At 59.0% G+C, this 11,996-nt stretch carries 16 protein-coding genes and 1 tRNA gene; 15 read left to right on the top strand and 2 right to left on the bottom strand.

Translation table 11 applies throughout. The annotated features are described in order from the left end of the window. The first annotated feature begins 1 nt into the window (after position 1). From QCE73_RS04925 to QCE73_RS04945, 5 genes are all read left to right on the top strand, one after another. Positions 2 to 565: a phage baseplate assembly protein V gene (locus tag QCE73_RS04925; RefSeq protein WP_309880022.1), complete on the top strand. Its 564-nt coding sequence runs from the start codon at positions 2 to 4 to the stop codon at positions 563 to 565. Between the two features lie 3 nt (positions 566 to 568). Continuing rightward, entirely contained in the window at positions 569 to 1,015 is a 447-nt protein-coding gene (locus QCE73_RS04930) for a phage GP46 family protein (protein WP_309880023.1), read from the top strand. Positions 1,016 to 1,046: 31 nt separating this feature from the next. Next, on the top strand, positions 1,047 to 2,180 hold the full coding sequence (locus QCE73_RS04935; RefSeq protein WP_309880024.1) for a baseplate J/gp47 family protein: 1,134 nt from the start codon (positions 1,047 to 1,049) through the stop codon (positions 2,178 to 2,180). A 7-nt stretch (positions 2,181 to 2,187) separates the two neighbouring features. Then, entirely contained in the window at positions 2,188 to 2,784 is a 597-nt protein-coding gene (locus tag QCE73_RS04940; protein ID WP_309880026.1) for a putative phage tail protein, read from the top strand. An 896-nt stretch (positions 2,785 to 3,680) separates the two neighbouring features. Further along, positions 3,681 to 4,148: a tail fiber assembly protein gene (locus QCE73_RS04945; protein ID WP_309880027.1), complete on the top strand. Its 468-nt coding sequence runs from the start codon at positions 3,681 to 3,683 to the stop codon at positions 4,146 to 4,148. On the opposite strand, the gene QCE73_RS04950 is transcribed toward QCE73_RS04945, so the two are convergent. Further along, a complete protein-coding gene (locus QCE73_RS04950; protein ID WP_309880029.1) occupies positions 4,113 to 5,273 on the bottom strand; it encodes an acyltransferase in 1,161 nt (386 codons plus the stop codon). The genes QCE73_RS04945 and QCE73_RS04950 overlap by 36 nt on opposite strands. An 83-nt stretch (positions 5,274 to 5,356) precedes the next feature. Between QCE73_RS04950 and QCE73_RS04955 the strand changes: the two genes are divergently transcribed. The 8 genes from QCE73_RS04955 to QCE73_RS04990 all read left to right on the top strand — a co-directional run bounded on the left by QCE73_RS04955 (position 5,357) and on the right by QCE73_RS04990 (position 10,613). Then, positions 5,357 to 5,851 carry a hypothetical protein gene (locus QCE73_RS04955; RefSeq protein ID WP_309880030.1) on the top strand — a complete coding sequence of 165 codons (495 nt, stop codon included), beginning with the start codon at positions 5,357 to 5,359 and terminating at the stop codon, positions 5,849 to 5,851. Next, positions 5,835 to 6,398, top strand: coding sequence for a hypothetical protein (locus QCE73_RS04960; RefSeq protein WP_309880031.1), 564 nt, complete (start codon positions 5,835 to 5,837; stop codon positions 6,396 to 6,398). Before QCE73_RS04955 ends, QCE73_RS04960 begins: the two co-directional genes overlap by 17 nt. A gap of 27 nt (positions 6,399 to 6,425) precedes the next feature. Further along, the gene (locus tag QCE73_RS04965) at positions 6,426 to 6,713 is read left to right on the top strand and encodes a hypothetical protein (RefSeq protein WP_309880033.1); all 288 of its coding nucleotides are present in this window, start codon (positions 6,426 to 6,428) and stop codon (positions 6,711 to 6,713) included. Beyond that, positions 6,685 to 7,206, top strand: a complete 522-nt coding sequence (locus tag QCE73_RS04970; RefSeq protein WP_309880034.1) for a glycoside hydrolase family protein — start codon at positions 6,685 to 6,687, stop codon at positions 7,204 to 7,206. The genes QCE73_RS04965 and QCE73_RS04970 overlap by 29 nt, the downstream gene beginning before the upstream one ends. A gap of 1 nt (position 7,207) precedes the next feature. Next, positions 7,208 to 7,786 (top strand): lysis system i-spanin subunit Rz, encoded by a 579-nt coding sequence (locus QCE73_RS04975; RefSeq protein ID WP_309880035.1) that lies wholly within the window; start codon positions 7,208 to 7,210, stop codon positions 7,784 to 7,786. 551 nt (positions 7,787 to 8,337) lie between these two features. After that, positions 8,338 to 8,676: a hypothetical protein gene (locus QCE73_RS04980; RefSeq protein ID WP_309880036.1), complete on the top strand. Its 339-nt coding sequence runs from the start codon at positions 8,338 to 8,340 to the stop codon at positions 8,674 to 8,676. Positions 8,677 to 8,755: 79 nt separating this feature from the next. Beyond that, positions 8,756 to 9,976 (top strand): transporter, encoded by a 1,221-nt coding sequence (locus QCE73_RS04985; RefSeq protein ID WP_309880038.1) that lies wholly within the window; start codon positions 8,756 to 8,758, stop codon positions 9,974 to 9,976. 85 nt (positions 9,977 to 10,061) lie between these two features. Further along, entirely contained in the window at positions 10,062 to 10,613 is a 552-nt protein-coding gene (locus QCE73_RS04990) for a cysteine peptidase family C39 domain-containing protein (protein ID WP_309880040.1), read from the top strand. 85 nt (positions 10,614 to 10,698) lie between these two features. Here the strand turns inward: QCE73_RS04990 and QCE73_RS04995 are convergent. After that, positions 10,699 to 10,783 (bottom strand) — tRNA-Leu (locus tag QCE73_RS04995). 131 nt (positions 10,784 to 10,914) lie between these two features. Here QCE73_RS04995 and QCE73_RS05000 point away from each other — a divergent pair. Next, positions 10,915 to 11,499 (top strand): TMEM175 family protein, encoded by a 585-nt coding sequence (locus QCE73_RS05000; RefSeq protein WP_035506419.1) that lies wholly within the window; start codon positions 10,915 to 10,917, stop codon positions 11,497 to 11,499. Then, entirely contained in the window at positions 11,499 to 11,951 is a 453-nt protein-coding gene (locus QCE73_RS05005) for a metallophosphoesterase family protein (protein ID WP_309880041.1), read from the top strand. Before QCE73_RS05000 ends, QCE73_RS05005 begins: the two co-directional genes overlap by 1 nt. Positions 11,952 to 11,996 lie beyond the last annotated feature (45 nt).

Raw genomic sequence — 11,996 nt, forward strand, 5'->3', positions numbered from 1 at the left:
AATGCTCGACGCACTGAACGCGCTCTCGCGGCGGATTCGTCTGTTCGTGAGCCGCGCGGTGATCTCGTTCGTCGATGACACGCGAACAGTTCAATACCTGCAGGCGAAGATCAATGCGCTTGAGACGGTCGGCGACATTCCACGCTACGTCGAGTATGGTCTGTCGTCGAATCCGCCCATCGGATCAGAGGCGCTCATTGTGTTCGGGAACGGCGAGCGCACGAACGGCATCGTAATCGCCACGTCGAACGCGAAATATCGCGTCACCGCGTTGGCGAGCGGAGAGGTTGTCGTGCACGACAACACGGGGCAGAAGGTCTACCTCTCTCAGGCCGGCATGGTGCTCGACGGAGGCGGGAAGCCCGTGACGATCAAGAATACGCCGGACATTGTGGCGGACACGCCGCTACTCAAGTGCACTGGCGACATTCTCGACAACTGCAACACGAACACGCGCACGGTTGCCGGGATGCGGGCAGTCGCCAACATGCACACGCATCCGATCGTCAACGTGCAGACCGGCGGCAGCACGATCAATACGCAGCCGCCGACACAGCCGGAGTAATAGATGCCTGACATCAGCATCGTCTGGGATGCCGCGAACAGTCGCGGCGATTGGCAGCAGCTCGGTCCCGACCTGCTCACCGGGAACGATCTGCAAACCGCTGTGCTGTTGAGCCTCTTCACCGACCGCTCCGCAAATTCCGATGACGTAATTCCCGACGAGACTGGTGATCCGCGCGGCTGGTGGGGCGATCTCGACGAGGACAGTCCAATCGGCTCGCGGCTCTGGCTGCTCGATAGGTCGAAGCAGACGCAAGAAGTGCTGAACAACGCTCGCGATTACATCATCGAGGCGTTGCAATGGCTCGTTGATGACGGCGTCGTCGCGAGCATGGATGTTCAGACGGAATGGACGCGCGACACGTTTCTCGGCGCGCAGATCACGCTCTATCAACCTGCCGGGCCCAGCGTCTCACTGACGTACGCATGGGCATGGCAACAGCTATCCTGATATGCCATTCCAACGAAAAACGCTATCCACCTTGATCAGCGAGGTGGCGGCCGACATTAACTCGGCCTTGCAGGGTGCAGACGCGACATTGCGACGTACCGTCCTGAAAGTAATCGGCAAAGTGCAGGCAGGAATGTCGAACCTGCAGATGGGATACCTCGACTGGATTGCAAGGCAGGCTGTTCCATTCACTGCGGAAGATGAGTATCTCGAAGGTTGGTCTGCGCTCAAGAAGGTGTATCGGAAGGCCGCGACTCCGGCGAAGTTGACCGCGACGTTTGCCGGCGTGACCGGAACGCCTCTCAGTGCCGGCACTCAGGTCGTGCGCAGCGACGGCGCTACTTACACGACGGCCGCAGCAGCGACGGTGGATGGAACGGGCTCCCTCTCGGTGACTATCGTCGCAACCTTGGCGGGCTCGGCGGGGAACGCTGATCCGGGTACGACGGTAGCACTTGGCGTCGCGGTGTCGGGGTTGCAGTCCTCTGGAACGGTCACGGCCACCGTCGCATCTGGCGCGGACGTCGAAGATAACGACGATCTGCGCACGCGCATGCTCGCCGCGTACCAGAACACACCGCAAGGCGGCGACTTGAACGACTATGTCGGGTGGGCGCTCGCGGTACCGGGCGTGAGTCGAGCGTGGTGCGCGCCGAATGGTTTCGGTGCCGGCACAGTCGTCATCTACACGATGTGGGACTCGGCAGAGGCTTCACATAACGGATTCCCACAAGGCACGAACGGCGTATCGCAATATGACAAAGGGCCAGGCGGTACGCCGCGCGGCACGGTCGCGACTGGCGACCAGCTCGTTGTTGCCGACGCCGTCGTCAATCAGCAGCCGGTCACGGCGCTCGTTTATTCGTGCGCACCCGTCGCGAACAGTCTGACGTTCACGCTTTCCGACCTGCTGGGCACATCGACCGCGACTCGCGCTGCGATTGCTTCGGCGATCTCCGACGTGTTGTTTCGTAACGGCGACCCGCGCGCAGGGACGATCAATCGATCAGACATCGAATCCGCGATCGCATCTGTTTCAGGTACAAGCGGCTTCGTCATAACGCTCGTGCAGGGTCTCGTCGGCGTGACGACCACCACCTATCCGGGAAATATCACGAGCGGCTTCGGTCAGCTTCCGGTGCTCGCCGGCGTGAACTACGTTTAAGGCATCCATGCTTGCACCGAACTTTAAGGCGGCCGATTTTCTGGCCGCCATGCAGGCGCTTCTGCCTCGTGGCCGTGTGTGGCCGCGCGATCCAGACACGGTTCAGTCCAAGGTTCTGTCCGGGCTAGCGCCAAGCTATGAGCGGCAGACGGCGCGAGCGAATTACCTACTGGTCGACGCATTCCCTTCGACGACGTACGAGCTCCTCCCCGAGTGGGAGTCGACGCTTGGACTGCCAGACCCTTGTGCTGGCGAGGCACCGACCATTCTCGCGCGGCGCGCGCAAGTAATCGCGCGCCTCACTGCCATGGGCGGCGCATCCATTTCCCAACTCACTGCATTCGCGGCATCACTCGGCTACGCGGTGACGATAACGCAATACACCCAAGCTCGCGCCGGGGTATTGCGAGCCGGGCAGCCGGTCAACGGCTACGACTGGAATTTCGCCTGGAAGATCACGGCACCGATCAACACGGTCGTGCGCGCGGTCGCTGGATCAATGGCTGCCGGCGATCCCCTCGCTTCGTGGGGAAACGCTGTTCTTGAGTGTGAGTTTCGCGCCGTGATGCCCGCACACACGATCCCAATCTTCGCTTACGCATAAAGAGGTCACATGCAACGCATTGACGATGCAACCGCGGCAACGAGCTTGCCTACTCCGGAAGCAGCAGGAACCCCTGGGTACTTCACCGAAGGCAACCCGACAGGCGGCACTCCCGCCACAAACGTTCGCGGGTCGTGGCTGAACATGGTTCAGGAAGAGCTTATGGCCGTAGTTGCGGCCGGTGGGCTCACGCCGAGCAAGACTGTCTACACCCAGGTTCGCGACGCGATCAAAACTATGGTCGGGGCCGGCCGCTTGCTCAACGTACAAAAGTGGACAGGCAGCGGCACGTTCACCTATACGCGCACCGCCGGATGTAACGCTGCTTATGCCGAGGTAGTTGGAGGAGGCGGATCCGGCGGCGGAACACCGGTCACCGGCGCGAGTCAGTGCGCAGTTGGCGGCGGCGGCGCTTCCGGCGCATTCGCGAGCGGCTGGTTCCCTTCTGGGATAGCCAATGGCACGACGATTACCATTGGCGCAGGCGGGGCTCAGGTCAACGGTGGATCAAATCCAGGTGGCAGTTCCTCGATCGGGTCCGTCATGACGGCGCCAGGGGGCAAGGGCGGAACAACTGCCGGCCCAACAACCGCCCCGTGGCTTACGGGCGGCGGGTCAGCGGCGACATCGACAGCCACTGGCGGCAATTTGCTGAATACGAGCGGACAAAGCGGCGATAGCTCATTCGCGCTGACTTCCGGGTCGGCTTTGGTCGGGGGTGCTGGCGCTTCATCGGTGTATGGAAATGGAGGCGCCGTGACGGCCGGGAACACCGCTGGAAATGCCGGAGTAGCACCGGGGTCAGGGGGCAGCGGAGTCGCAACAGGGGCCAGCCAAGCGACTCTCGCTGGGGGGCCTGGCGCGGCCGGAGCAGTCTTCATCTACGAGTATGCCTAATGAAAACATTTGCACGAATCGAAGCTGATCGGTTGGGGGAAATCATCGCGCCAGCCATCTATGACGTTGAAATCGTCGACGAAGATGGAAAGGTCGTGCACAACGCGGGCGATGAAATAGCGATCGAAGACCGCTTCACGCTTGAATTTGTCGCGACTCTTGTAGACGTGAGCAACCTTTCGCCGCTTCCAGTTCTTGGCATGGTCTACGATGGAGCGACATTTTCAGAGTACGTGGGGCCGGCTCTGAGTCCGGAGCAGGTCGTCGCCGACAACACGGCTCGACGCGATGCCCTATTGGTAGCGGCATCGGCTGCGATCGCGCCTTTGCAAGATGCGGTCGATTTAGAGATTGCGACGGACGCGGAAGCGGCGCTTCTGAAACTTTGGAAACAGTACCGCGTCGCGGTAAATCGAATCGACCTCACGCAATCAAATCCCGTTTGGCCCGCGGCTCCCGCTCAGTAACAACGTCCCGCGAAGCGCACGCTTGACCGAAGCGGTGCGCTTCTCGAATGCGAACCAAAACGCCATCGCCGCCAAGTTCGTCGCGACCGCATAGCCAATAAATCGCAGTAGATCGTACCCGCCGTATGGCCGGTCGATAGCGGTCAGGGGATCGAATGAGAAGAGCAGCACGAGGACGGGTAAGTGAATTGCATAGAGTGAAAAACTGTAGCCAGCGAAGAATCTGCCGATCGCTCTGAAGCCGCGAGCCGGGACAAAGCGTGCGAGTCCTATGACTCCCGCTGTCGCAGCACCGATCAATGCATCGTGAGCGATCGTCTCTGGATTCGGCGCCACACTCCACAGGAGACATCCGGAAGTGAGAAGCAGCGCAAGCGCGATGTACGGAGCCGATTTCCTCGCGGAGATTCTGTGCAGGATTGCACCGAGCATCCAAATGCCAAAGCCAGCGATGAAACCAGGCGACAAGTTGTGAAGACGATAGATAACGTACGCGACGGACAGCAGCGCGAATGCGGAGAATATCCGCTGCGCTTTTCCCCCTATAAACACAGTGACAATTGCTGGCAGCGTCACGTAATACCAGAACTCGTTTGTTAGGCTCCAAAGGGAGATGTTCGACCCGAACATGGGTTTCTCGACCCGAATAAGGAACGCGGCATTGGCAAAAAGGCGCTCGAGGCTCCAAGTGTCAGCGCGTACCCAATCGCGCGGGTAAATCGAAGCCCACTCCTTCAGGAAGTAGAGACCTGTTCCAAAATTCGTCGCGACCATGTCGAGCGCGAATGTCAGTACAAGGCAGGGCAGCAGCACGGTCCAAAGCCGAGTCAATCGCGCCGGGAGATATTCCTTCCAAGAAAATTGACCAGACATCAGCGATCGCGCGGCGGGCCCGCCGACAAGGTATCCAGACAGGACGAAGAACACGATCACGGCCTCGTGCGAATAGCGCGAAACGAAAATGATCGCGGCATGGATCAGCATCACCAGCTGAGATTCTGGACCACCGTGGCTGCCAAAGAAGAATAGTTGGTACAGGTGTCCGAGCAGAACGGCTTGCGCAGCTCCGCCACGCATCACGTCCAGCCAGGCGGACGTGTTCTTGTCAATCGGGGCGTCTCGCATATTAATCGTCTTGAATACAGGCGGGAGAGATTCTAACCCCGAATGTCACAAGGCATTACCAACCATTACCACGATTCTAAGTGGTGGAATTCAACACTTCCAGCCGCCCCCGGGCGGCTTTTCTTTTGTCCGCCGCGGCTCAACTGAGGAAATGCCAGATGTCGGAGTTCTGGAACGAGGGCGTCAAGTCGATCGTGACTGCCCTCGGAAGCGTGGGCACCTTCTGGGTCGGCGGCCGAATGTGGCGGCAGATCGACCGTCGCCGGCAAGCAGAGAGCGAAGGCGAAGCCAACATCGTCAAGGCTGACTCTGCCGCGCAGGTTGAAGCGATCGGGCGGTTTGAGCGGCTCGCGACGTTGGCGGAAGAGCGTGCCGGCCGAGCAGAGGCGCGAGAACTACTCGCCGTGCAGCGCGCTGACCGTGCCGAGGAACTCATGCGTGCCGCAGAGCAGCGAGCCGACGCGGCCGACCGGCGTGCTCAGCACGCGGAGGCGGAAGTGCTCGAACTGAAAACTCGGATCGAACGTCTTGAGCGTGCGATCGACAACCGGAGGGAATCAGATGTCTCGCGTTCGTGACTGGCGATGGTGGGTTGTGGGCGCGTGCCTAATGGGAGGGCTGGCTGGCGTAGCCGCGGTTGGTTTTTTCATCGGGCAGTGGGGCATGTCGGTCGAGCGGGCCACTTGGCAGGCAGAGCGCGCCGCGTATCTCGCGCGGATTCCGAAAGTTCGACAGGAGACGCGCGAAGCCTGCACGCGCGAATTCGCCGGCCGGATCGAGGGGCTTCAGAAGCTCAACGAACGCAGCGAACAGGCGCTCATCGATTTGAAAGCGCAGATGACAGACACGCACGAGCTCGCGGCGTACACGCTTCGATACCTGGGCGACCGCGCGAAGCTGACCGATGCGCGGCAGGCGACGATGCTCAAGCAGACGCGCGCCGCTGCCGTCGCGGCCGTTGCGGCCGCGAAGAAAACCGAAGTCGTCGAGCAGAAAGTATCCGTCGCGACCGCAAGCGCCGCGGAAGCGGCAAGCACGGCGAAGGCGACCGAGAAAAAGCTCGAAACCGCAACACATCCGGCGGCGGTCGTGCCGTCGACGCCGTGGGCCGGCAGCCGGCGATAAGCCACATCAACATTCCGAAGGATCCCAATGAATCTGAAGCTCCGCCTAGTCGATGACGCGGCCAAGGTGCACACGTACTCGTCAACCATCATCGCTGCCGCGCTCGGCGCGGTCTCCGCGGCTTCGCCTTTCATCGAGGCCGCGTGGACAGGTATGCCTGACGAGGTGAAATCGCTCCTTCCAGATAGCTGGCGCCTCGCGATCGCGATCACTGTCGGCTGTCTGGCGATCATCGCCGCCCGCTACACGACGACGTCCCCTAAAACGACAACGACCGAGGCGGCCGATGGCGACGCAAGCGCAGCAGCCGAGTAAGCGACCCGGCAAGAAGGCACTCGCGGCGACGATCGGCGCAGCAGCGGCGGCCGCGCTCGTCGCGCTCACAGCCTCTCAAGAGGGCGTGTCGCTCAAGCCATATAACGACCGTCTCGCAAACAACATTCAGACGGTCTGTTTCGGTGAGACGAACGTCGAGATGCGCGCGTACGCGTTGCCCGAGTGCAAGTCGATGCTCAGCGACAGCCTCGCTGGCTATGCCGACGAGGTGCGGTCGGTCACGCCCGGCTTCGACACGCTGACGGACGGACAGAAGGTCGCGGTCGTGGATCTCGCCTATAACATCGGCGTGCCGAACTATAAGGGGTCGACGCTTCGCAAGCGCTACATCGCGCGCGACTTCCCGGGCGCCTGTGCCGAGTTCATTAAGTGGCGGTTCGTCGCCGGAAAGGACTGCGCGATCGCGGCGAACCGCTGCGGCGGAATCGTGACGCGTCGCCAGCTCGAGGCGCAGGCCTGCCGAGGAAACTGACATGTCCCCATACCTCATCACAGGAATCATCGCGGGCGCACTAGGCATCGCGATCGGGGGCGCGGCTGTGCACACGATCGATGCCACAAAGCTCGCAAGCGAGCAGACCGCGTACGCACGCGAAAACGAGATTAACGCGCAGAAGCTTCAGGCCGTTTCCGATGCGGCTGCGAGCGCGGCGCGCGCGTCGATCGCGAAACAAAACGACGCAGCCGCGCAACTCGCGCAGCTCGACGACAAGCTCAACCAGGAGAAGGCATCTCATGAAGCTGACAATGCGAAGAATCGCGCTGCTATCGCTGATGGCGCTCGCCGGCTGCGCGTCGCAGTCACCTCCTTCACCCCCGCAAATGGTGGCAACGCCACAGATTCAGGCGCAGGCGCCAGCGGCGTGGGCGATGGTGCCGGTGGCACAGCCGAGCTATCACCTTCGTTTGGATCAGCTCTTTTCGGGATCGTCGACGACGCCGACAGCGACGCCCGCGCAAAGGCCGATTACCTCCAGCACTACATCTGCATCCTCCAGAAAAAAGGAGTGATCGCGGGCACCTGCAGACTCACGACCACCGCGAAGGAATGACCACATGGCATCGGATCTCAAATTCACCGTGTTTCTGAAAAGCGCGCAATAGGCCGCGATCACTGCTTGTGTCGGCGCCAGCGGTGCATATGACACTACGGCGACGCACGCGGCTGGACTTAGCAGATCTACGGGAGTTCTACCCACGCGCTTTTCGACGGGACCGCAAAAGCGATCTCCGCGCACGACCGCGCCACAGCCGCGAAAGGCGGTTGGAAACCGAGCCGTCGCTAGGACGAGGCACCGCTCACGGCGGGCTCGACCGAATGCTGCTAAACATCAATTTCGAGTGTTTAGCGTGACTCAAAACAGGAAGATTACCGATCGCGTTTCTGGCTTGAGTTTTGTCTGCCTATTTATAGCTATTAAAATTAAATTAACGAACGTGCATTAGTTGTTGACTAGTTAAGCGACTAAGTGGAACGCGCGTAATAGCGTTTGCTAATTGCGCTTGACATCTGACATGGATGATCTACTTTAAAACCAATAACATAAGCGTCTTGCAAGGAGCGCGTCGCGAAATTGCAAGTGTTCCCGTAGGAGGAAAAATCATGTCATTAATTCGGAAGCCGCTCAGGCCGGTTGTCCTTGCTGCCTTACTCGTGTTAGCAGGGACGTCGCAGGCGAACCCTATTTTCGGAGATGCCAGCGTCGTAAAGACAAGTGTCGCCGAAAATAAGCAAGTCATCGGAAAAAGCGCGGCACAGGACTTTTACGGATATTATGGAATATTCTATGCTCAATTAGCTCTTGCCTATGGCGGGTTCGCACAGAAGTATCCAAACACCTGCTCGGGAGCTTGCAGTTCCACTTCGTCGCAGTACTATTCCTATGCGGCCACCTACGCTGATTACGCTAGGTATTATTTCGATTACGCTGCAAAACATTGAAGTAAAGCTTCGTTACATGCTCGCCACGCATTGTCAAAGATGACAAGCCTTCCAAAGGTTGATAGGAAATGGCCTAATTGTGACGGTTAATAAAAACAAGTTCTCGTGGGCGGCACCCTTTGCCGCCGCTTTTATTTTCGGCCACTCTCCGAGCGTGATCGCCGACACGACAAAAGCCAAGGAGCGAGTGACGCTTGAGCAGAAGATTCAAAGACTCGAGGAGCGAGTTCGACGATTGGAAGATGCGCTAAATTCCGAAATGGCCAAGAACCGCAATCGAGGCGCGATCGAAAATAAATTCGGCGTCTCTTCGGACGCCGTCCGCGAAAAGAATTATGCGGACCCCGTTGCATCCGAGCCTGTCACTCGCGATCACCCTGAGGAGCAGAAGCAGCGGCCCATTATTAGCCCCGCGGCGTTACCCAAAGCAGTCCAGAAGCCATCATCTCCGCCCCTAGACGATGCTCCACAGGAACTCTTTGTGATGCGAGAGAACGCGGTCACACTAAAACCTCGGCGGTTCGAACTCTCATCCGAGATCGACTATTTGAGCCGGCGATCTACGTTGCAGACCGATAATGCGTTTCTAAACGTTACAACGCTTCGTTACGGTGTGCTTGACTGGCTCGAGTTTGGCGTCACCGTGCCGTACGGTTTCACCGCGCGAACAAGCAGTTTCGGGCCGAGCAACGAGGTGCAGTACGACGCTCGTGGTTTCGGCGACATACAAGCTCAACTGAATGCAAAAATTGTTGAACAAAGTAGAAATTGGCCTGGCATCGTAGTGTCTTTGGCGGGAATATTTCCGACGGGACAAAGGCCGTATGACTTTAGCAACTACAGGCTTGACGCGCCGAACTTTGTTGCGACACCCAATCCAATAAATCCATTGGTCAACTATTTCTCGCAGGGCGCCTGGGGAATCCGAAGTGGTATTCAAGTTTATAAGACGGTTGATCCGATCATTATTTTCGCGGGGGTAGGCGTGGTGTACACTTTCCCTCAAAATGTCGATTCCTATCAAGTAAAAATGGGGCTGGCCTATACATACAATATGGGCATCAGCTTCGCCGCTTCTGAGAAGACGACTTTAGGATTTTCATTTAACGGGGGTTACACATCAGTTATAACTGTGAATGGCCGGAAAGTCTATGGCTCAAGCGTTTATCCGGCTGTCTCTCGGCTCAGCATCATTCAGCGCGTTACGCAACGAGTGTACCTTGAGCCTTCGCTGACTTTTGGAATGAATCAAGATGTACCGAATTTCGCGGTCGGATTGGGAGTGCGCGTGCGCTTTTAGGATTGCGTCTTATACGGTTATGATCTCGTTGACGGCATGCGCTATCGGCACTCCCGTTCCAGATCGACCAAAGCCATATGCGACTATGCGATTCGAAGGGACGACGCCCCAGTTTCTCGATTACACGTGCGGGGCAGCGAGCCTTTCTACGCTTTTGACGTTCTACTGGTCCTATCCTACGACCGAGCAGTCAGTACTCGAAGTATTGCGACAACGTTACACTAGAGAGGAAATGGCGAAGATAACTCAAGACGGGCTGTCTTTTGACGATCTAATTTACATCGCAACGCAATTGGGATTCAGCGCGGAAGGAGCGAGGATAGAAATAGGCCAACTGAAAAACATGTCAGGGCCGGTTATCGTGCATCTCGATAAGGGAACATTTCAGCATTTCGTCGTGCTCCGCTCAGTGGGGGATGGCGTCTTCTATCTATCAGATCCGGCGGCCGGGGCGGTCACGATGCATGCCGACGAATTTCAAAGCTTCTACACGGGACACGCTCTGGCGGTGTGGAAAGATGGCGCTAAGCTGCCGAGCCACACGTGGCTAACTAATCCACGCGATGGAATCAACCTGAACGCGACGCTTTCGAACGTGATCAATCGGCCGCCGGGCCTGCCTTCGCGGGGATTCTGACAGGCCCGTACGTGTCTGGCAGAAAAATGCACACTGTGAATTCGAAACGTTGTCGTTGCTATCGTGGAAACCCTTGTTGCGTGGCTGGTGCCGGGGACCGGACTCGAACCGGCAAGCCGTTAGGCGGCGGATTTTAAGTCCGCTATGTTTACCAATTTCATCACCCCGGCAGGGCGGACGCGATTCTACCATTGCCCGACACCGCGCCAAAGCCGCGCCAACCGCCACCATGCACGCCGTTCGACAAGTTTTCGACCCTCCCGCATAATCGGCGGCACCGATTTCGGCGCGAGGACACACGATGGGCAAGACCCGGCTCGAAGCATTCAGCGATGGCGTGATCGCCATCATCATCACGATCATGGTGCTGGAGTTGAAAGTCCCGCACGGCGAAGACTTCACCGCGCTGACGCCGCTCCTGCCCGTTTTCTGTGCATACGTGCTGAGCTTCATCTACGTCGGCATCTACTGGAGCAATCATCATCACCTTTGCCACGCGATCCAGCGCGTGAACGGCCGCGTGCTGTGGGCGAATCTGCATCTGCTTTTCTGGCTGTCGCTCTTTCCGTTCACGACGAACTGGATGGGCGAAAATCATCTCACCGCCGTGCCGACCGCCTGCTACGGCTTCGTGCTCTTCATGACGGCCGTCGCGTGGTACATCCTCACCCGCGCGCTCATTTCGATGCACGGCGAGAACGTCGCCCTCGAACGCGCGGTCGGCGCTGACCGCAAAGGCAAGCTCTCGGTGCTGCTCTATCTCGTCGCCATCGCCGTGTCGTTCTGGCAGCCGTGGATCGCCGCGACGATCTACGCGCTCGTCGCAGCCGTATGGCTCGTGCCCGATCGACGTATCGAGCGCATTCTCGCGAACGAGGAAACGTGATGCGCGTCGGACTCATTTCCGATACCCACAATCTGGTGCGCCCCGAGGCGCTCGACGCATTGCGCGGCTGCGCGCACATCGTTCATGCAGGCGATATCTGCAAGCGTGACGTGCTCGATGCGCTCGCGTCCCTCGCGCCGCTCACCGTCGTGCGCGGCAATAACGATGTCGGCGATGACGTCGCGCGATTGCCGGAACATGCGCGCATCGAGCTTGGCGGCGCGATGATCCACGTCGTCCACGATATCGCCGATGTCCCGAAGCAACTCGACGGCATCGATGTCGTCGTGACCGGTCATTCGCACAAGCCGCTCATCGAGCGTCGCAACGGCGTGCTCTTCGTGAATCCCGGCAGCGCGGGGCCGCGCCGTTTCAAATTGCCGATCACGCTCGCGTTGCTCGATATCGACGATGGGAAACTGCAAGCGCATCTCGTCGCGCTCGTGACATAAAAAAAGGCCGGCGCTCACGCACCGGCCTTGCTCCATCCGACAACC

This window comes from Caballeronia sp. LZ029 (assembly GCF_031451275.1).
GTDB classification, from domain to species: domain Bacteria; phylum Pseudomonadota; class Gammaproteobacteria; order Burkholderiales; family Burkholderiaceae; genus Caballeronia; species Caballeronia jiangsuensis.